Source organism: Streptomyces sp. NPDC000878 (genome assembly GCF_053599695.1).
This window is the reverse complement of sequence record NZ_JBSFMT010000060.1, coordinates 20,370-40,476: the sequence shown is the minus strand read 5'-3', so window position 1 is coordinate 40,476 and position 20,107 is coordinate 20,370. Positions and strand designations below refer to the sequence as shown.

The window sequence follows — 20,107 nt, the reverse complement described above, 5'->3', positions numbered from 1 at the left end:
TCGCGCCCGCCCGGTCGTCAGGCCGCCAGAACCGCCCGCTCCGGCTGCGACTCCGACTGCGACTGCGACTGCGACTGCGACTGCGACTGCAACTCCGATCCTGACTCCGTCGCAGCCTCCGTCTCGGCCTCGGTGAGCAGGTCGACGAGGGTCGCGCGGGCCCGGGCCACGCGTGAACGCACCGTCCCCACAGGGCAGTCGCTGACCTCGGCCGCCTCCGCGTAGGGCAGCCCCATCAGCTGCGTGAGGACGAACGCCTCGCGCCGCTCGTCGGGCAGCGCGGCCAGCAGGTCGAGGAGCGCGATCCCGTCGTCGAAGCCGGGCAGCCCGCGCGGCTGGGCCAGTTCGGCGGTCAGCCGCCAGTCCTCGGTGTCGTACAGCCGGGGCCGGGCGGCGGCGTGCCGGAAGCTGTCGATCACCGCGCGGCGCGCGATGGACATCAGCCAGGAGCGGGCCGAGGACCGCCCCTCGAACCGGTGCAGACTGCCGAGCGCCCGCAGGAACGTGTCCTGGGCGAGGTCGTCGGCGGCCTGCGGATCGGCGGAGAGATGGGCGACGTACCGCACCACATCGCGGTGCAGGGCGCCGACGAAGCGTTCGACGGCGGCCGGGTCGCCACCACGGGCGGCGAGCGCCCAGGCGGTTATCGACTCGTCCATCGGGCGGGCCGAGGAGGTCGGGCGGGCCGCAGAAGTCGGGCGGGTCGAGGAAGTCGGGCGGGTCGAGGCGGGCAGTACAGGAGTGATCACCTGGGGTCCTTCTCGGATCATCCGGAATCCGGCAGGGCGACAGCCCACGAAACGCGACGCGCGCGAAGGCGATGCGAGGCGCGAGGCATGCGGGCACGCCGCTGCCGGGTGAGGGAGGACGGCCGTACGCGTCGGGCGGGTACGGCCGGGGCCCGGGCGCCCGCGGAGGCCGACGTCGAGTGCGTCGGCGCTGCCTGGGGCGGCCCCGGGGAACCAGGTCCTGTCGTTCGGATCACGCCGGCTTCAGGCCGCGGCGCCACGTGTCCGCCGGTGAGCGGGGTGTGGTGCGTGCGGCCGCAAGGCGGCGGAGGAGGACGGCGTCAACGCGGAGCATTGACAACCGACGACTACGCCACCGGGGTCCCCCTCCAGGGGAGGACGTACCACAACCCCGCGGCCCAGCCGTGATCCGAATCCGAACGACAGGCCCTTGCTGTCTCAGACGACAGCGATCCCCGTCGGCGGGCCCCGGGAGGTGATCGCGTGGACGAGCGGGAGCAGTCGCGGCGCCCGGTCGGAGCTGCCGCGCCGCGGGCGGAGACGGGGGCGGTCGGGCGTCGCGGGCAGCGCGAGCACCAGCCGCAGCGGAGCGACCAGCCGGCCGGCCACCGCCCGCAGGATGCGGAACGCGGCCCGCTCGCCGTACGCCAGCCACAGACCGCACAGCAGCGCGGCGAGAGTGTGGGCGGCGAGCATGCCGTACGAGGACGACAGCATGTCCGTGCCATGGCCGCCGTGGGCCATGTGCCCCATGTCCATGCCCATGTCGGCGCTCGTGTTGGTGCCGGTGTGGGTCATGTCCATGGAGTCCATCGACATGCCGGCGGAACCGGCGGTGCCCCGCGTGAACGAGAACGCCGAGTGGAGCGCGCCCTGAGCGACGACCACCACGCCCACGACCAGCGGGAGTCCGCGCTCACGGCCGGCCAGGCACCAGCCCGCGCCGCCCATGACCACGGTTCCGGCGACGAGCGTCCACCAGGCGACGGTGGAGCCGGACATCAGCACATGGCCGAGGGCGGCGAGCAGCACACAGACGGCCGCGAACACGGCGGCCCGCAGCGTGCGCGCACCCCATTCGGCAGTCATGACGGCGCTCATCCTCCCATCCGGCACTCGTTCGTCAGTGGTGGGTACGTAAATTACTGATCAACCGTTCGGCGGGGTAGCCCCGGCCGGTCGGCGGGGGTCCGCCGGACGTTCGGCGGATACCTCGCCGACCTGCGGGTTTTCAGTCTGTAGGCATGACGCAAAACGCCTCTTTGCCGAATTTCGCCGCCGGTACTCAGATCGAACCCACAGTTCCTGTCAGCCCCGCCGGCACCCGTACCGCACAGGTCGGCCGACTGGTCGGCGTGGACCTCGCGCGTGGCCTCGCCGTCTTCGGGATGTACGCCGCCCATGTCGGCCCCGACCCGTCCTCGGGCGGGGTGACCGGCCAGGCCATGGAGCTGTTCCACGGCCGCGCCTCCGCGCTCTTCGCCTTCCTGGCGGGCTTCTCGATCATCCTGATGACGGGCCGCCGGGTACCGAAGACCGGCCGCGAGGGACGCCAGGCCGTGGCCAAGGTGCTGATCCGGGCGGTGCTGCTGCTCGCCCTCGGTACCTGGCTGACCTCCACCGGCACCCCCGTCGAGGTCATCCTCGCCTACTACGGCCTCTGCTTCGTCCTGGTCCTGCCCTTCCACCGGCTGCGCGCCGGCTCGCTGGCCGCCATCGCCGCCGGTACGGCACTCGTCCTGCCCCAACTCCTGTACGTCGTCCGGCGGTCCATCGACGACGGCACCTGGGCGGAGACGGTCACGAGCAACGATCCGCTCGCGCGGGTCAGCGGCACCGACGGTTTCGTCGAGCTGATGTTCACCGGGAGCTATCCGGCCCTGGCCTGGGTCCCGTTCCTCTTCGCGGGCATGGCGGTGGCCCGTCTCGACCTCGCCGCCACGGCCGTACGTGTCCGACTCGCCGTCACCGGCGGCGCGCTCGCCGTGCTCGGTTACGGCGGCTCGTGGCTGGCCCTGCACTTCGTCCCCGGGGTCTCGGCCGCCCTCGCGGCGGGCGGCGCAGAGGACGGCTCGGGTTCGGTCATGTCGGCCTGGTGGTCGGACACGGCCGGCTATCCGACCGGGGACTCGGCGGCCTGGCTGTGGGTGGCCTCCCCGCACAGCGAGACGACGCTGTCCGTCGTGGGCAACACCGGGGTCGCGATCGCCGTACTCGCCGGCTGCATGGCCGCCGTCGACGCCCTCCCCCGCTTCCGGCGCCTCGCGCGTCCGGTCGTCGCGGTCGGCACGATGTCCCTGACGGCGTACGTCCTCCACGTGGCCGGCATCTGGGCCCTCGGCATCGAGGAACTCCCCGGCTCCCCGCTGCCCGTGCTGTTCGCCTTCCTCGTGACCGTGACCGTCTTCGCCGTCGCCTGGTCGCGCTTCTTCCGACGCGGGCCGCTGGAGCGGCTCATGGGGGACGCGACGAGGATCGCGCGGTATGTGAAGTAGGCGGCTCGGCACTTTTGCGGGTCGCGTGCCGCGTGTCGTGGGCAAGTTTTGAACGTGTTCAAATAATTGCGCTAGGCTCACAGCACAGGAGTTCAGCGCACACGTTTCAAGCCCCAGGGGGAGCCATGAAGGTTGTCATTCCCGGAGGAACCGGTCAGGTGGGCGCGGTCCTGAACCGTGCGCTCACCGCCGCCGGTCACGACGTCACCGTCCTGACGAGACGGCCGACGCGCGAGGGCGAGATCGGCTGGGACGGCGAGACCCTGGGCGACTGGGTCAAGGCGGTCGACGGCAGCGACGTCGTGATCAACCTGGCGGGCCGCAGCGTCAGCTGCCGCTACACCCCCGCCAACCTGCGCGCCATGATGGACTCACGGGTGCACTCCACCAGGGTCGTCGGCGAGGCGATCGCGGGAGCCGCACGACCGCCCCGCCTGTGGCTCCAGATGAGCACCGCCACCGTCTACGCCCACCGTTTCGACGCCCCCAACGACGAGGCGACCGGTGTCATCGGCGGCACCGAACCCGGCGTACCGGACTACTGGGCCTACAGCGTCGAGATCGCCAGGGCCTGGGAGCGCGCCCAGGAACAGGCGCCGACGCCCGCCACGCGCAAGGTCGCCCTGCGAACCGCCATGGTGATGAGCCCGGACCGCGGCGGAGTCCTCGACGTCCTCCTCCGACTGGCCCGACTCGGCCTCGGCGGCCCGGTCGCGGGCGGCGCACAGTACGTGTCCTGGATCCACGACCAGGACTTCGTCCGCGCCATCGACTTCCTGACCACCCACGAGAACCTGACCGGCCCGCTGAACCTGGCCGCTCCCCACCCCGTCCCCCAGCGCGAGTTCATGCAGGCGCTACGCACGGCGTGGGGCGTCCCGATGGGCCTACCCGCCACAAAATGGATGGCGGAACTGGGCGCCTTCGCCCTCCGCTCAGACACCGAACTCCTCCTGAAGAGCCGCCGCGTCACCCCCGGCCGCCTACTGGACGCAGGCTTCACCTTCAACCACCCGGAGTGGCCAGAGGCGGCCACCAACCTCGTACACCGGGTACGCCACAGCACCCCTTAGGGGCGCGAGGAACTGCGCGACAAGCCCCCACCGGACCCGCACCAGACAACCAAGCACTCACGACGGCCACCCTCCTACGCCGGGTGCACCACAGCACCCCCTAGGGGCGCGAGGAACTGCGCGACCAGCCCCCACCGACCCGCAGCAAACGAACAACCGCCACCCCTCGCATGCCCGTCGAGCGCAGCTAGGACAACCCCGCCTCCGCAACAGCAAGCGCCGACCGAAAACTCTCCGCCAACCCAGCCCCCACCTCGGCCGGGCCGCCCCACGCATCCCGCTCAGCCGCGGCACGCAACACCGCATTGAGCATCGCCGCCTGAATCACCGGCCGCACATCATCGGCGGGCAACCCCGCACGCGCGGCGAGCGCGCGGGCGAAGGCCGGCTCGGCCTCGTCGTGCGCCTGGAGCCAGGCGGCACGCAGACCCGGCTCGGTACGGGTCAGCCGTACCAGCTCGCGCAGCTCCGGAATCCCGGGCCCGCCCACCCGGCCCCCGATGTCCAGCGCGGGCGCCAGCGCCTCCTCCAGGGGACGACCGTGGCCCCACTCCCGCAGACAGGCGGCGATCTTGTCGATACCGGCCGCGAAGAGCGGGCTGACACAGCTCTCCTTGCTCGGGAAATAACGCCACACGGTCCGCGAGGAGACCCCCACCGCCTGCCCGATCTGCTCGCCCGTCGTGGCGGCCACGCCCTGGGCGACGAACAGTTCCACCGCGGCGCGCGCGATCTCCAGCCGGATCTCGGCCTTGCGCTGCTCGGTCAGCCGAGGCCGGCCCGTCCGACCACGTCCACGGCCGGGGGCCTGGACCTCGGTCTGCCTGCCGTCCGGCACCAGGGACTCCTCGCTTCCACCCCGTCATTGAGGACCCGGCCAGTCTAGTGATCCTGAGCAGACACCCCGACTTTATGTCTTTCAGCGACATTAAGTCGTACGGTGGCACCGCAGCACCTCCGTTGCACCCTTCACGCATCACGCACCACCCCTGGAGCACGTCATGGTCACTGGACTCAACGGCCGCAGCGTCATCGTCACCGGCGCCGGTTCGGGCATCGGCCGGGCCACCGCGCTGGCCTTCGCGACGGAGGGCGCCCGCGTCGTGGTGGCCGACCTCAACGCCGACGGCGCCGCCACGACCGTCAAGGAGGTCGAGGAGGCCGGCGGCACGGCGGTGGCCGTGATCGGCGACCTGAGCGAGCCGGCCGTCGTCGACCAGGTGGTCGCCACGACGGTGGAGCGGTTCGGCGGGGTGGACGCGCTGGTGAACAACGCGGCGATCATGGACAGCATGTCGGCGGCGGCGGACGTGAGCGACGCGGAGTGGGAGCGGGTCATCCGGATCAACCTGACCGCCCCGTTCCTGCTCACCCGGGCTGTCCTGCCGCACATGATCAAGGCGGGCAGAGGCGCCGTCGTGAGCACCGCCTCCGAGGCGGGCCTGCGCGGCAGCGCCTCGGGGACCGCGTACACGGTGTCCAAGCACGGCATCGTGGGCCTCACGAAGTCCCTCGCCGTGATGTACCGGAACCAGGGCATCCGCGCCAACGCCATCGCCCCGGGCGGCACGCGGACCGGCATGGTCCCGCAGATCGACCGGGAGGCCCACGGGCCGCAGACGCTCGGCCCGTACATGGGCAACGTCGGCCGGGTGGCCGAGCCCGAGGAGCAGGCCGCCGCGATCGTGTTCCTCGCCTCGGACGCGGCCAGCAACATCAACGGCGTGATCCTGGCCGTCGACAACGGCTGGTCCGCCGTCTGACGGCAGACGTTCACCAGGCAGGCACACCCTGGTGCTTGAGACCTCAAGGGAGTGGGGGAAGCTGGTCGCGACCAACTCTCCCTGGAGGTACGTGAGATGACGAGCCGTCTGCCGCGCCGTACGGTGCTGGGCGGAATGATCGGCGGTCTGGCACTGGCCTCGGCCGCGGCCGGCACGGGGGCCGGATCCGCACTCGCCGCAGGACGTGCACCGGGCGCCACCGGACAAGGAACCGTCGGGACCGTCGGCCCGGAGCCCTACATACCCATCGCCGTGGGCGCCGGGGGCGGCCCCGCCGGGACCGACCGGGTCCATGTCCTCAAGGTCGGCCCCGACACGGCGGGCACCGTCCTCGTACTGGTGCCCGGCATGTTCGGCGCCGCGAACGACTTCCGGCTGCTGGCCCGTGACCTGGTCGCGGCCGTGCCCGGAACACAGGTGTGGGCCCTGGACCGGCGGGAGGAGAACCTCGCCGACCACACAGGCTTCACGGGCCCGGACCCCCTCGCCTACTACCTGGACGACCACTACCGCACCCAAGACCCGGCCGCCTCCCCCTTCGCCGCGCACTGGGGCCTGTCCCTGACCCTCGCGGACCTGCGGACCGTCGTCCGGGCGGCGGGCCGGGGCGGCAGGCGCGTGGTGCTCGGCGGGCACTCCTGGGGAGCGACGACCGCGCTGGCGTACGCGGCCTGGGACTTCGACGGCTGCCCCGGATACCGGGACCTGGCCGCTCTGGTGGTCGTCGACGGCGGTGTGCTCGGGGCGTTCGACGGCACGGGCGACCCGGTCGCCGACTCACCGGAGCAGGTACGGGAGCGGCTTGCGGCCGTCGACGCCGGGGCGGTGTTCGACCTGACCCTGAGCGGGGTGGGCCTGGGCAGCCGCGCCGAGAGCACCCAGATCTGGTACCAGCTCGCCGGCCACTACGCCCTCCACGACCCCGCCGGCCCCTCGGTCCTCCAGCCCCGCCTGCCCGACGCCCTGCGCCTGCCGTACCCGGTCACCAACGCGGGCCTGCTGGGCTTCCTGGTCGACGCGGGCTTCGGCTGGCCGAACGCCATCACCGTGCACTCCGGACACCTCGCCGACAGCGGGGACGTACGCGGCTGGGTCGACACCGGGATCACCCCGATCGCCCGGGTCGCGGAGTCGTACGCCGGTCCGGTGCCGGCCGTGTGGGAGTGGTACTGGCCGGCCCGCCTCTCCATCGACCTCGACGTCACGGACGCGTACACCGACTCCCCCCTCACCCGTTCCCTGGACCTACGCCTCCACCACGCCGCCCACCTCGACGTACCCCTGTACGCCTTCGGCACGAGCTACGCCAAGGGCACGGTGGAGGAGGCGGCCCGCAGGGTGGTGTCCAACTCCCGCATCCCGTACGGCGTTTACGAGACCGACGAGGGCATGAACCACCTGGACCCGCTCTTCGCGCCCCCGGCGCACAACACCCTGACGGGCACACTGGCGAAGTTCCTGGGGAGACTGGCGGGCCACTGAAGGAGGGAACGGGCGGCTGAAAGAGGGAAGTCGGGTGGCGCGACAGCGCCCCCGACAGGGGCGCGGGGAACTGCGCGACCAGCCCCCACCGGACCCGCAGCCAACAACCGCCCAACCAGCGGAGCGCTACGCGTCAGGCAACGACACAGCAAGCTGCTCCCACGCCTCGTACACATCCACCCCGACCATCCCGAACTGCGTGACAACGGCAACGCACCGCCCGCCCTCGTCGTCCAACTCCAACGCCGAGGTCGGGCCGTACGCCCCCGAAGACCGAACAAGGTGACACTCCCGCACACCCGCGAGGTCGATCTCCACCGAACTCTCCGCAACCGCCGCGAACACCCGCCCACCCACGGTCCGGTCAGTCACATGAACCCGCCCCCCGCACGCCTGCATGACCGCCGGGGCGAACACGGCGACCCCGATCGGCAGCCCGACCGAGCACACATGGTCGAGCACGGAGGGGATCACATCGACGTCGATCGCCCGGTGCTCACCGCGATACCGGTCGAACGCGGAACGCCGGGCAACCCCACCGTCCGCAAGCACCGCGTCGAGCTGCGCGAGCTGATCGCCGTGCTCCCACGAGGGCACCTCGGGTACGGCGGACGCCCCGGCCACAGCCACCACCCCCGCCTCGACCGTGCGGGCGAGCCCGACCAGCAGCCGGTCCCCCTCCGACAGCAGCCGCCCCTGGTGCGCGGTCCGGCCCTCCCCGTCGATCAGGTGGACGGCCACCGACCCGGTGCTCTCGTCCCGTTCGACCACCGCCGAGGCGACACCGTCCGCGTCGAGGCGCAGCGCGATCGAGCCCGGCCGGACGGCGAACGCGTCACCGCGCAGGCTCGGTTCGGCGTAACTCCCGGCCTGGTCGATCCGCGCGACCGGCCCTCCGGTGACCGCCTGGACGTACTGGAAGAGCGTCAGGCACCGGGCCAGCTCCCGCATCCGCGCGTCGATCAGCCGCACACTGCTGTTCCGCCGGGAACAGCACCCTTCCAACGCGCAACGCCGGTCGCCGTGCTGATCCGTCATGGTCAGTACACGTCCCGTACGTAGCGCTTCGCCCGGCGCAGGTCGGCCAGGTACTCCGCCGCGTCGTCGTCACCGCGTCCGCGCTGCTCGGCGATGACGCCCAGCAGGGCCGTCTCGACGTCCTTCGCCATGCGGGAGGCGTCGCCGCAGACGTAGACGTGCGCGCCGTCCTCCAGCCAGCCGTACAGCTCGCGCGACCGCTCCCGCATGCGTGTCTGGACGTAGATCTTCTCGGCCTGGTCGCGCGAGAACGCGAGGTCCAGTTCGCTGAGCACGCCGCGCTGTCGCAGGTCGGTCAGCTCGTCCTCGTACACGAAGTCGGTGTCGCGGTGCTGGTCGCCGAAGAACAGCCAGTTGCGCCCGGCGGCACCCCGCGCGGCCCGCTCGTGCAGGAAGCCGCGGAACGGCGCGATGCCCGTGCCGGGGCCGATCATGACCATCGGGGCGTCGTCGTCGGCCGGGACGCCGAAGGAGGCGTTCGGCTGGACGTAGATGCCGACGGACGTGTCCTCGGCGATGCGGTCCGCGAGGTACGTCGATGCCACTCCCCCGTACGTCCGCTGCCCGGTGCCGTACCGGACGGACGCGATCGTGAGGTGGACCCGGTCCGCGTGGGCGAGCGGGCTCGACGCGATCGAGTACTGGCGGGCCTGCAACGGCCGTAGCAGCGGCAGGAGTTCGGCGAGGTCCGGGGCGGCGGAACCGGCGTCCTGGAGCAGGTCGAGCACATCCCGGCCCCAGAGCCAGGAGTCGAGGTCGGACCGGTCGCCGTGCGCGACGACCGCGGCCAGCTCGCTCGACGGCGCCCGCTCGACGAGGTCGGCGATCAGCTCCTTCGACGGGGTACGGATCTCCCGTTCGGCGCGCAGGAGTTGGGCGACCTCCGCGTCTCCGCTCGCGCCGAGGTGATCGAGCAGCGTGCCCACGAGGACGTCGTCGTTCAGCGGTACGACGGCCAGCGCGTCGCCCGCCTCGTACGTGATGCCGCTGTCGCCGAGGTCGAACTCGTAGTGCCGGATCTCCTTCGCGCTGCGGGGCGAGGAGAGGAGCCGGTTCACCGTGAGCCGGGAGGGGTAGGGGGTGCGCTTGTTCCAGGGGGAGCGGACGCGGGCCGGTGTCGCCGCGGGCGTACTCGCGCCGGTCGTACCGCTCGTGCCGCTCGCGCCGGTCTCCGCGACCAGGCGGTCCAGGACCGCGCCCGTCCAGGCAGCCGCCGGCTCCTCGAAGTCGACGTCGCAGTCCACGCGTTCGTGCACCCGGCCGGCCCCGAGCTGCTCCAGGCGGGTGTCGATGAGCTTCGCGGCCTGGCAGAAGTCGTCGTAGCCACGGTCGCCGAGGCCGAGGACCGCGTACCGCGTACCTTCGAGCCTCGGTGCCGTGTCGGACTGGAGGGCCTCCCAGAACAGCCCGGCGTTGTCGGGGAGTTCGCCCTCGCCGTACGTCGAGACGACGACAAGTACGTGGGACATCGTGGCGAGTTGCTCAGGCGTGACGGCGTCGAGCGCGGCGGTCCGCGCGCCCAGGCCACGGGCCCGGGTTCCGGCGGCGAGTTCGTCGGCCACGAACTCGGCGTTGCCGGTCTGGGTGCCGAACAGGACGTCGATCGTCGCGGCGGGCGCGTCACCCGCCGCGTCGGCCCGGCGTCCGGCCGCCGCTATCCCGGCGATGAACCCGGCGAGCCAGGACTCCTGGGCGGCGGAGAACGGTGCGTCCACCGGGATGAGAGACCCGGTCGGGGGCATGAGGGTCACGCGGTCACCGTCTCGGTCGGGGCCTGCGGGACACGGCGGCCGGCGATGTCGTCGAGCGCGGCCGTGGCCAGCAGCTCGTCGAACCGGGCGGCGCGGACGCGGCCTGCGTTCTTGGTGGTCTGGTGGACGATCCAGCCGTAGGTGCCGGGCGCGTCCACGCTGAGGTTGTTGCGCTGCTTCAGGGCGCGCTTGTAGTCGTCGAGGCGCTTGATCGCGATGAGGGTGGCGAGTTCGCCGTCGTCGAAGCGGTCCAGCGTGCCGCGCAGGTACTTCACGACCCGCTGCTTCACGAAGAAGTCCTCGGTGAGAATGAGATTCCGGACGGCCGCCGCGACCTTCGGGTCGTCCGGGCCGGTCGCGCCGGGCACCCGCTGGAGCGCGAGGTCCTGCGCGACACCGAGCACGGTGTACGACGACAGCAGCGAGAACATGTCGTCGCTGCCCTGGTCGCCGAAGGCCGGGGCCCGGCCGCCGAGGACGGTACGGCGGTCGCGGTAGTCGACCTTGAACGCGCGGAGCTTGTCCGTCGCGATGGAGGTCGCCAGCTCGTCGAGGAGTTCGCCCCGGGTCGCCGCGGCGAGGATCTCGGTGGAGTCCTGGTAGAGGAGCAGCGCGCGGGGCATCCCGCAGTACATGTGCTGCCGTTCGGTGTCCCAGTCGTGCAGCAGCCGGGCGGCCAGCTCGGAGCCGGTGGCCTCCACGTGCCAGGCCAGCAGCAGCCGTACGGCCTCCTCGTGGAAGGCGCCACGCGCGGTGTCGGTCACCGGGAACACCAGCAGCGAGTCGGCGCTCACCCGGTCGCGGAGGCCGCCGGAGGGATCGTACTGGTAGAGGAACCCGCCGCTCATGCCGTTGCCGAGGCCCTTGCCGAAGCCGCCGAGGTTGAGGACCGTACCGCCGGTCATGTACTCGCAGCCGAAGTCGCCGACGCCCTCGACGACCGCCGTCGCACCGGAGTTGCGCACGGCGAAACGGTCACCGGCCTCCCCCTGCACGAACGTACGGCCGCCGGTCGCGCCGAACAGCGCGAAGTTCCCGATGAGCACGTTGCCGCCGGGTTCGGCGCTGCCGCCGCCCGGGGCGCGGACGACGATCCGGCCGCCGCTCTGGCTCTTGCCGACGCCGTCGTTGGCGGTGCCGGTGTGTTCGAGGGTGATGCCGTCGTTGCAGAACACGCCGTACGACTGTCCGGCGGAGCCGGTGGTGCGGATGCGGACGGCGCCGTCGACGAGGCGGCGACGGCCGCGGTCGTCGGTCGTGACGGCGGGTACGGCGTCGTCGAACCCGTGGCTCTCGTGGTTGAGGAGCCGCTCGACGTCGATGGAGAGCTGGCCGCCGACCGACTTGTCGCTGTTGCCGAGGTGGATGCCCTCGACGAGCAGGGACGGCTCGCGCCGGTCGAGGAGCGCGGCACGCACCCGCTCGATGAGGGCGTCGTCGGTGGTGAAGTCCTTCTCCAGGTACTCCGGGTCGGCCACGACCTTCTCGGGCACGTGCGCGAGCAGGCGACGGACGTCCAGGCGCCCGACGCTCGCCGGGTGGTCGAGGAGTTGGAGCAGATCCGTACGGCCTCGCGCCTCGCGCAGCGACCGCAGTCCCAGCCGGGCGAGGATCTGGCGGACGTCGTGCGCGATGTTGAGGAGGTACTGGGCGAGTGCGCGCGGGTCGCCCTCGAAGGCCTCGGAGTTGGTGGTGAGGCCGGCCGGGCACTTCACGTTGCAGTTCTTCGCCATGACGCAGCCGAGCATCATCAGCGCGGTCGTACCGAACTCGAAGCTGTCGCCGCCGAGGAGTGCCGAGGTGACGACGTCGCCGCCGGTCTGGTGTGCGCCGGAGCAGCGCAGGACGACCTTCTGGCGGAGCCCGTTGGCGACGAGCGCCTGGTGGACCTCGGCGACGCCGATCTCCGCCGAGCGTCCGGCGTACTTGAGGCTGGTGACGGCGGCGGCGCCCGTGCCGCCGGTGTTCCCGGCGACGTTGATGACGTCCGCGCCGGCCTTGGCGACACCGACCGCGATGGTGCCGATGCCCTCCGAGGAGACCAGCTTGACGATGACCCGGACGCGGGCGGCCTTGCAGTCGTGGATGAGCTGCGCGAGGTCCTCGATGGAGTACGTGTCGTGGTGCGGGGGCGGGGAGATCAGTTCGATGCCCGGGGTGCCACCGCGCGCTGCCGCGATGTCGACGGTCACCTTCGGCGCGGGCAGCTGACCGCCCTCGCCCGGCTTCGCGCCCTGCCCGATCTTGATCTCCAGTTCCTGGAGCATCGGGTCGGCGAGATAGCCCGCCCAGATGCCGAACCGGCCGGACGCGAACTGCTTGATCCGGGAGCCCCTGATGGTGCCGTACCGGGTGTGGTGCTCGCCGCCCTCGCCGCTGTTCGACATCGCGCCGACCATGTTCGTGCCGTGCGCGACGGCCTCGTGCGCGGTCGCCACGAGCGCGCCGTGGCTCATCGCGCCGGAGGCGAGGGAGCGGGTGATCTCGTGCGCGGGCTGGACCTCGTCGAGCGGGACGCTGTCGGGGGCGCCGTCGAGAAGGGTGAGGAGGTGGGCGGCGGTGCCGGTGGCGGCGACCTCGATGCCGTCGGCGCCCACGGCGAGGGTGGTGACCTCGCCCAGGTGTCCGAGCCCTGCGGCGAGGGCGGCGTGGCGCTCGGCGGCGTCGGGGCCCGGGGAGGTGAGGCGCAGATGGACGGTGCCCTGTTCGGTGACGGAGGCGACCACGCCCCGGACCGTGACGCTCGCGTTGCCGGTCGCCGAGAAGCGGCCCAGCTCGCGCGCGAAGTCCTCCGGGGTACGGAGTCCGGTGAGGTCGGCGGGCAGCGCGAGCACGTCACGCAGGGCGGCCGGGCGGCGGGAGCGCTCCTCGTGCGTCGTGCGCAGGAAGGCGCGGTACCCGGGTGTGATCCGGAACGCGTCGATCTCGGCGTCGCTGAGGGCGTCGTACCCGGTGTTGCGGTACGCGGCGTCGGTGATGCCGAACGCGTCGTCGAGCTGGCCGAGCGTGAGGAGACGCAGTGCCTCCGGGTCGCTCTCGCGGCCGAACTCGGGGCGTTCCTCGACCATGTCGCCGAAGCCGCGTACGGCCGTGACGCCGAAGGAGTGCCCGGCGCCGTCCGACCGCTCCTTGAACAGGCCGAGCAGCGGGACCTGGCCCTCGGTCTCCACGGTCCGGGCCCGCTCGTGCCAGTCCGTCGCGGCCTGGGCGATCCGGGCGAAGCCGACGCCGCCGACCGGGGCGTCCATGTGCGGGAAGGTCCGCGCGAAGACGTCGTCGCGGGTGTCGAGGTAGTTCGGCTCGAAGAACTCGCCGCCGATGTAGCTCTCGGCGGTGCACAGCCCGACGCGGCCCATGGTCTTGGCGAGGGACTTCTCGGCCGCCTTGCGGAACTTGGCGAGCGCCCGGTCGGTCTCGGTGATCTCACCGGCGGGGGCGGGCGCGCTCGGGAACTTCTCCTCGGCGCGCAGCCGTGCGCTGAGGCTGTAGACGGCGGAGGCGCCGAAGCCGAGCGCGGTCGCGACGTGATGGGAGGAGGCCAGCTGGCCGCTCTCCGCCACCATCGAGACGCGCAGCCGCAGCCCGGTCTCGATGAGCCGCTGGTTGACGGCCGCGACGGCGAGGATCACCGGCAGCGGGGCGCGCGTGGAGGAGACGGCCCGGTCGGTGAGGACGGCGATGCCGCCCCCTTCCGAGGCGAACCGCTCGACGTCGTCGCAGAGTCGCGCGAGCGCGGCCCGGAGGGCGTCGGCGTTCGCCGTCTCGTCCGCGACCACCGGCTCGTAGAGCATGGGGAACCGCTCCAGCGGCACGATCCGCTGGTCGCGCAGCCGGACCATGTCGAGATGCCCGAGCACGGGCGAGGAGACGACGAGCTGACGGTCGCCGACGCTGCCCGTGCCGTCGGGCTTGGGGCCGAGGGCGACCCGCATGCTCATGCCGTCGGCCTCACGGATGCTGTCCAGCGGCGGGTTCGTGACCTGGGCGAAGCGCTGCGAGAAGTACTTCGCCATGCCGCCCTCGGTGTCGCTGAGCGCGTTGATGGCGTTGCCGTAGCCCATGGCGGAGATCCGCTCGGACCCGGTGTTGAGCATCGGGTCGAGCATGAACCGGAAGCTCTCCTGGTTCAGCGCGTACGCCACGTACCGGCCCGCGAGGGACAGGTCGCCGTCGTAGCCGAGCGTGGTCGTGCCCCGGTAGTAGTCGGGGGCGGGCAGGTCGTCGAGGTTCACCCGGGCCGCGTCGAGCAGTTCGCTGTACGGGCGGCGCGCGGCGAGCGCGTCCAGCACCTCGCGGGTACGCATCCGGCGGCCGGTCCGGTGGTCGACGACGAGCATGCCGCCGGCCTCGATACGGCCCCGGTGCACGACCTCGTCGTCGGGGAACGCGACCTGCCCGGCCTCCGAAGCCACCATCAGGTACTCGGCGGTCTCGACGGTACGCAGAGGACGGAGCCCGAGCCGGTCAAGGCGCGCACCGACGACGTCCCCGTCGCTGAAGATGAGGGCGGCGGGGCCGTCGTTCTTCTCCTCGTACAGGGAGAAGTACTCCAGCATGTCCCGCACACCGTCGGGCAGGGTGCGGTCGTTCTCCCAGGCGGGCGGCATGAGCGTCACGACGGCCTCGACGAGGTCCAGGCCGTCGTCGAAGACCCGGCTCTGGAGGGTCTGGTCGAGCCGGCTGGAGTCGGACTGCCCGGGCGGGCGCACGATGCTGCGGGTCCGGGCCCGCGCGAGGGCTTCGTCGGACAGCCGGTTCTTGCGGTCGGTGTTCAGCTCGCCGTTGTGCGCCATGAGCCGGAACGGCTGCGCCATGGTCGGGTGCGGTTCGGTGTTCGTGGAGAACCGGGTGTGGAAGTACAGCGACCGCACGGAGTGCCGGGGGTCGAGGAGGTCGCAGAAGTAGGGGATGACCTCGCCGGAGTTCAGCCGCCCCTTGAGCACCTGCGTCCGCGCGCTCAGCGACAGCACGTACAGCCCGGCGTACCGGTCCGTGTCGTCGGCGTAGGCGACGGCTTCTACGGCGAGCAGGGCGCGGTTGGCGGCGGTGTCGACGTCGGCGCGCCGCCACTCGTCCGGGGCCCGGAACACCCACTGCACGACGGGGAGTTGGTACTGCTCGGCGGCGGGCCGGGCGACGGAGTGGTCGACGGGAACGTCCCGGACCAGCACGACCTCGAAGCCCTGCTCGGCGATGCACCGTCCGACGAGGTCGACCGCGGCGTCGCGCCGTGCCGTGTCGGTCGGCACGAAGCAGTTGGCGACGCCGAAGTGTCCGGCGCGCAGGGTCTCGCCGGTGATCGCGCCGAAGAACTCCGCCGACAGGTCGATGCTCACGCCCGCGCCGTCGCCGACGCCCTCGGCGGACGCGCCGCCACGGTGCGGGATGGCGCGGAGCGCTTCGTCGCCCTTGCGGATGACGTCGTGGCTGGGCGTCCCGTCGAGGCGGGTGATGAAGCCGACGCCGCAGTCACTGTGGTCGCGGGCAGGGTCGTACAGACCGAAGGCGGGCTGGTTCAAGTGCGGGTCCTATGAGCGGGTTCCGGCTGCGGGTACCTTCCAGGCCCTTAAGGCGCTGGGGGAGGACGGCCAGGCTGCGTCGGTGAAGCGCTCGCCGCGGGCCGACCGGGGTGACGGCCGAGTCCCTGGATGATGCAAGTAGGTACGGTAAGGGTTACCTAACTTCCATCGCAAGGGCGTGTTCTGCACATATGCCCTGCGGCACCGTATCCCACACTCCGCCCCAGCCCTATCTCGCAGCTCACACCCGCTACCGTTACTAGCACGTGCAAGTTACGGTGATCACCGGCCTGCACCGAACTCCCCGCACGCACCCCATGGAGCCCACATGATCCGTACGCCCTTCAACGACGGCTGGCAGACCCGCCCCAAGGTGAACCCCTTCGCCGAACTGTCCGGAACGAAGGTCCCCTTCCGGCCGGTGACGCTGCCGCACGACGCGATGATCGAGCGGGAGCGCGCGGCCCCGGGCGGTGAGGTCACGATGGAGGGCGGCGCGGGCGCCTACTTCCCGGGCGGTGTGTACGAGTACCGCAAGACCTTCGCCGTCCCCGAGGAACACCGGGGCAAGCGGATCCTTGTCGAGTTCGAGGGCGTCTACCGCGATGCCGTGGTGTTCGTCAACGGGGACTACGCCGGGCAACGCCCGTTCGGATACTCGCGCTTCCGCATCGACGCCGACCGTTTCCTGCGCTACGGCGACGACAGCGCCAACGAGATCCGCGTCGAGGCCCGCGCCCACCGTGACTCGCGCTGGTACACCGGCGCGGGCATCTACCGCGACACCTGGCTGCTGGTCGGCGAAGTGGTCCGGATCGCGCCCGACGGACTCCGGGTCACCACCCCGGACATCGACGCGCGGCGGGCGGTGGTGGAGGTCGCGACGCTGGTCGAGAACGACTCGATCGCGATCCGTACGGTCGATGTCGTCACGGAGATCCGCGACGCCGACGGAAGCACCGTCGCGCGCGACACCTCGAAGATCACGGTGCTGCCGGGCGAGCCCGCCACGGCACGCCAACGCCTGTACGTCCACGGCCCGTTGCTGTGGAGCCCGGACACGCCCGCCCTCTACACCACCACCGTGACCCTCAAGGACTCCGACGCCGAGGTCGACGCCGAGACGGTCACCTTCGGCATCCGCTCCCTGCGACTCGACCCCGAGCACGGACTGCGGATCAACGGCGGGACGGTCAAACTGCGCGGCGCCTGCGTCCACCACGACAACGGCGTCCTGGGCGCGGCCACCTTCGCCCGCGCCGAGGAACGCCGCGTCCAACTCCTCAAGGACGCCGGGTTCAACGCGATCCGTATGTCCCACAACCCCATGAGCAAGGCGATGCTGGACGCCTGCGACCGCCTCGGCATGCTGGTGGTGGACGAGGCGTTCGACGTCTGGACCTCCGGCAAGAGCGAGTTCGACTACAGCCTGAACTTCCCGGAGTGGTGGGAACGCGACATCGAGGCGATGGTCGCCAAGGACGTCAACCACCCCAGCGTCATCATGTACTCGATCGGCAACGAGATCCCCGAGACCGGCTCGCCCCTCGGCGCCGCCTGGGGACGCAAACTCGCCGAGAAGGTCCGTGCGTTGGACGACACGCGCTATGTCACCAACGCGGTGAACGGCATGTTGGCCGTCATGTCCGAACTGGGCAAGCTGCGCGGCCAGTCACAGCAGAAGGCAGAACAGAGAGCAGAACAGGAGGGAGAACAGGAGGTCGGCGCAGGCGAGAGCGAGGAGAAGGGCATCAACACCCTGATGGCCGACGCGGGCGACATGATGAACGCGATCAGCGCCTCCGGCCTCGTCACCGAGAAGACGGCCGAGTCCTTCGCCGTGCTCGACGTCGCCGGCATGAACTACGCCGAGGCCCGCTACACCCTCGACAAGGACCTCTTCCCGAACCGGATCATCCTCGGCACCGAAACCTTCCCCACCCGCATCGACGGCAACTGGCGCCTGGTCAGGCAACACGGCCACGTCATAGGCGACTTCACCTGGACCGGCTGGGACTACCTCGGCGAGGTCGGCATCGGCCGCCCCCAGTACCTCACCCCCGACGCACCCCGCCCCGCCCACACCGCGCCCTACCCCTACCTGGTCGCGGACTGCGGCGACCTCGACATCACCGGACACCGCCGACCCGCCTCCTACTACCGCGAGATCGTCTTCGGCCTGCGCACCCAGCCCTACATCGCGGTCCGACGCCCCGAACACCACGGTAAGACCTGGGCGGGCACACCCTGGGCCTGGAGCGACAGCCTCGCCTCCTGGACCTGGCCCGGCTCCGAAGGCAACCCGATCACGATCGAGGTCTACGGCGACGCCGACGAGGTCGAACTCCTCGTCAACGGAAGCTCGTTGGGACGCCGTCCGGTGGGCGAGGACCACCGCTTCCGCACCGAGTTCGACACGACGTACGAACCCGGCGAACTCCTCGCGATCACCTACCGCGACGGCACCGAGACCGGCCGCCACACCCTCCGCTCCGCGACCGGCCCGATAGAACTGCGCGCAACAGCCGACCGCCCGGCCATCACCACGAAGGGCGGCGACCTCACGTACGTCACCCTCACCCTGACCGACCCGAACAGCACCCTCCACACCGCGACCGACCGCCCCGTACGCCTCGAAGTCACCGGCACGGGCGTCCTGTTGGGCTTCGGCAGCGCCGACCCGGCCTCCGAGGAACGCTTCGACGCGCACGAACGCCGCACCTACGAGGGCCGCGCACTCGCCGTCCTCCGCCCGACCGGCCCCGGCAAGATCCACCTGACGGCCACGGCACCGGAGTGCGCCCCGGTCGACGTGGTCGTCACCGTGGAGTAGACCCGCCTCGGGATTCTCCTCCCCCACGTCTACGAGGTGCCCGTCACCTGGTAACACTCCGGATAGCACGTGCAAGTAGCATGCGTGAGGAAACACGGCGCGCGACAAAAACGACTCGTGAGCGAGAAGAATGAAGAGAAGGAAGAGCGGAGAGGCACTGTGAGTGCGACGGGGCGGAAGCGGGTCACGGCGGCGGACGTGGCCCGGTCGCTGGGCCTCTCGCGGGCAACCGTGGGATTCGTCCTGAACGACACCCCGGGACAGACGATCCCGGAGACCACCCGCCGACGAGTGCTCTCCGAGGCGGCGCGCATGGGCTACCGCCCGCATCGGGCGGCGCAGACGCTGCGGCGCGGCAGCAGCAAGGTGATCCTGTTCGTCCTGCCGGACTGGGCGGCCGGTCTCCCCATGCAACAGCACCTGGACGAGGCCGCGCTCGCGCTGGACGAGGCCGGGTATTCCCTGGTCACCTGCACGCGGTACGCCGCAGGCCGGGCACGCCCCCTGTGGGAACTGCTCACCCCGGACGTCGTCCTCGGATTCAGCCCCTTCGACGCCGACGAGTTGGCCTCGATGCGCGCCGCCGGCATCACCAGGATCGTCCCCGCCCCCGAGCACCCGACGACACTGGACGACTGGCCCGCGCTCGCCGCGGGAACCGCCCTGCAGATCGATCACCTGCACGAACAGGGCCATCGCCGGATCGCCTTCGCGGCCCCCGCCGACCCCCACACGTCCCTGCTCGACCACCGCGTACACACGGCCCAGCAGGCCGCCGCCCGACTCGGCCTCGCCCCGCTCGACGTCCGCCCGGCGGACCACCGCGACGGCTCCGCCCACGAGGCGGTCCGCCATTGGCGCGCCCAGGGCATCACCGCTGTCGCCGCGTACAACGACGACAGCGCGGCGGCCGTGGTGAGCGCGGCGATCCGGGCGGGCATGTCCGTCCCCGCAGACCTGGCGGTGATCGGCCACGACGACACCCCCCTGGCCGCCCTGTTCGTCCCGTCCATCTCCAGCGTACGAATCGACATCGTCAGCCTCAGCCGCCACTTCGCCGCCCTCGCCCTCCACGAGGCGGACGGCCGCCCACTTCCGCCACGGGACACCACTACCGACATGGTGGTGATCGCGCGGGAGTCGACGGGGGGCGGTGCCGACACGCCGCGCTGAGCGGGCCTTCACTGTTCCTGACGGCACTACAGCGGGTCAGGAACCCTTGGCCACCGGGTCCAGCACCGCCACGCACTCCACACGATGCGTCATCGGAATCATGTCACCCCGTGAGCTCAGAGAAAACCGCAGGTCAGGTGTAATCTCTCGTCTCCGTCCGTGGCCACCGGGCGCGCAGAGCGTCACGGCGGAGAAGACAATGGCGCGCGG

At 71.5% G+C, this 20,107-nt stretch carries 12 protein-coding genes; 6 read left to right on the top strand and 6 right to left on the bottom strand.

Features of this window, described 5'->3' with window-relative positions:
• Nucleotides 1–17 precede the first annotated feature (17 nt).
• Nucleotides 18–749, bottom strand: coding sequence for a sigma-70 family RNA polymerase sigma factor (locus tag ACWDR4_RS36880; protein WP_450414961.1), 732 nt, complete (start codon nucleotides 747–749; stop codon nucleotides 18–20).
• A gap of 438 nt (nucleotides 750–1,187) precedes the next feature.
• Nucleotides 1,188–1,838: a hypothetical protein gene (locus tag ACWDR4_RS36875; RefSeq protein WP_450414959.1), complete on the bottom strand. Its 651-nt coding sequence runs from the start codon at nucleotides 1,836–1,838 to the stop codon at nucleotides 1,188–1,190.
• A gap of 155 nt (nucleotides 1,839–1,993) precedes the next feature.
• On the opposite strand from ACWDR4_RS36875, the gene ACWDR4_RS36870 reads away from it, so the two are divergent.
• Nucleotides 1,994–3,244: a DUF418 domain-containing protein gene (locus ACWDR4_RS36870; RefSeq protein ID WP_450414957.1), complete on the top strand. Its 1,251-nt coding sequence runs from the start codon at nucleotides 1,994–1,996 to the stop codon at nucleotides 3,242–3,244.
• A gap of 125 nt (nucleotides 3,245–3,369) precedes the next feature.
• The gene (locus ACWDR4_RS36865) at nucleotides 3,370–4,317 is read left to right on the top strand and encodes a TIGR01777 family oxidoreductase (RefSeq protein WP_450414955.1); all 948 of its coding nucleotides are present in this window, start codon (nucleotides 3,370–3,372) and stop codon (nucleotides 4,315–4,317) included.
• A 187-nt stretch (nucleotides 4,318–4,504) separates the two neighbouring features.
• On the opposite strand, the gene ACWDR4_RS36860 is transcribed toward ACWDR4_RS36865, so the two are convergent.
• Entirely contained in the window at nucleotides 4,505–5,155 is a 651-nt protein-coding gene (locus ACWDR4_RS36860; RefSeq protein ID WP_450414953.1) for a TetR/AcrR family transcriptional regulator, read from the bottom strand.
• Between the two features lie 163 nt (nucleotides 5,156–5,318).
• On the opposite strand from ACWDR4_RS36860, the gene ACWDR4_RS36855 reads away from it, so the two are divergent.
• Nucleotides 5,319–6,080: an SDR family NAD(P)-dependent oxidoreductase gene (locus ACWDR4_RS36855; protein ID WP_450414951.1), complete on the top strand. Its 762-nt coding sequence runs from the start codon at nucleotides 5,319–5,321 to the stop codon at nucleotides 6,078–6,080.
• A 96-nt stretch (nucleotides 6,081–6,176) separates the two neighbouring features.
• Nucleotides 6,177–7,583 (top strand): alpha/beta hydrolase, encoded by a 1,407-nt coding sequence (locus tag ACWDR4_RS36850; protein WP_450414949.1) that lies wholly within the window; start codon nucleotides 6,177–6,179, stop codon nucleotides 7,581–7,583.
• Between the two features lie 126 nt (nucleotides 7,584–7,709).
• On the opposite strand, the gene ACWDR4_RS36845 is transcribed toward ACWDR4_RS36850, so the two are convergent.
• From ACWDR4_RS36845 to ACWDR4_RS36835, 3 genes are all read right to left on the bottom strand, one after another.
• Nucleotides 7,710–8,555 (bottom strand): hypothetical protein, encoded by an 846-nt coding sequence (locus ACWDR4_RS36845; RefSeq protein ID WP_450414948.1) that lies wholly within the window; start codon nucleotides 8,553–8,555, stop codon nucleotides 7,710–7,712.
• 68 nt (nucleotides 8,556–8,623) lie between these two features.
• Nucleotides 8,624–10,363: a diflavin oxidoreductase gene (locus ACWDR4_RS36840; protein ID WP_450414999.1), complete on the bottom strand. Its 1,740-nt coding sequence runs from the start codon at nucleotides 10,361–10,363 to the stop codon at nucleotides 8,624–8,626.
• A 5-nt stretch (nucleotides 10,364–10,368) separates the two neighbouring features.
• Nucleotides 10,369–15,891, bottom strand: coding sequence for a glutamate synthase-related protein (locus tag ACWDR4_RS36835; RefSeq protein WP_450414946.1), 5,523 nt, complete (start codon nucleotides 15,889–15,891; stop codon nucleotides 10,369–10,371).
• Nucleotides 15,892–16,219: 328 nt separating this feature from the next.
• On the opposite strand from ACWDR4_RS36835, the gene ACWDR4_RS36830 reads away from it, so the two are divergent.
• Together ACWDR4_RS36830 and ACWDR4_RS36825 are read left to right on the top strand one after the other, a co-directional pair.
• Nucleotides 16,220–18,724, top strand: a complete 2,505-nt coding sequence (locus ACWDR4_RS36830; protein WP_450414945.1) for a glycoside hydrolase family 2 TIM barrel-domain containing protein — start codon at nucleotides 16,220–16,222, stop codon at nucleotides 18,722–18,724.
• Between the two features lie 117 nt (nucleotides 18,725–18,841).
• Nucleotides 18,842–19,897 carry a LacI family DNA-binding transcriptional regulator gene (locus ACWDR4_RS36825; RefSeq protein WP_450414943.1) on the top strand — a complete coding sequence of 352 codons (1,056 nt, stop codon included), beginning with the start codon at nucleotides 18,842–18,844 and terminating at the stop codon, nucleotides 19,895–19,897.
• Nucleotides 19,898–20,107: the final 210 nt, after the last annotated feature.

Excerpts from the sequence above, each read along its gene's own strand:
- ACWDR4_RS36840 (WP_450414999.1), bottom strand. The coding sequence starts at position 10,363 with ATGCCCCCGACCGGGTCTCTCATCCCGGTGGACGCACCGTTCTCCGCC.
- ACWDR4_RS36875 (WP_450414959.1), bottom strand. The coding sequence starts at position 1,838 with ATGACTGCCGAATGGGGTGCGCGCACGCTGCGGGCCGCCGTGTTCGCG.
- ACWDR4_RS36865 (WP_450414955.1), top strand. The coding sequence starts at position 3,370 with ATGAAGGTTGTCATTCCCGGAGGAACCGGTCAGGTGGGCGCGGTCCTG.
- ACWDR4_RS36850 (WP_450414949.1), top strand. The coding sequence starts at position 6,177 with ATGACGAGCCGTCTGCCGCGCCGTACGGTGCTGGGCGGAATGATCGGC.
- ACWDR4_RS36830 (WP_450414945.1), top strand. The coding sequence starts at position 16,220 with ATGATCCGTACGCCCTTCAACGACGGCTGGCAGACCCGCCCCAAGGTG.
- ACWDR4_RS36870 (WP_450414957.1), top strand. The coding sequence starts at position 1,994 with ATGACGCAAAACGCCTCTTTGCCGAATTTCGCCGCCGGTACTCAGATC.
- ACWDR4_RS36855 (WP_450414951.1), top strand. The coding sequence starts at position 5,319 with ATGGTCACTGGACTCAACGGCCGCAGCGTCATCGTCACCGGCGCCGGT.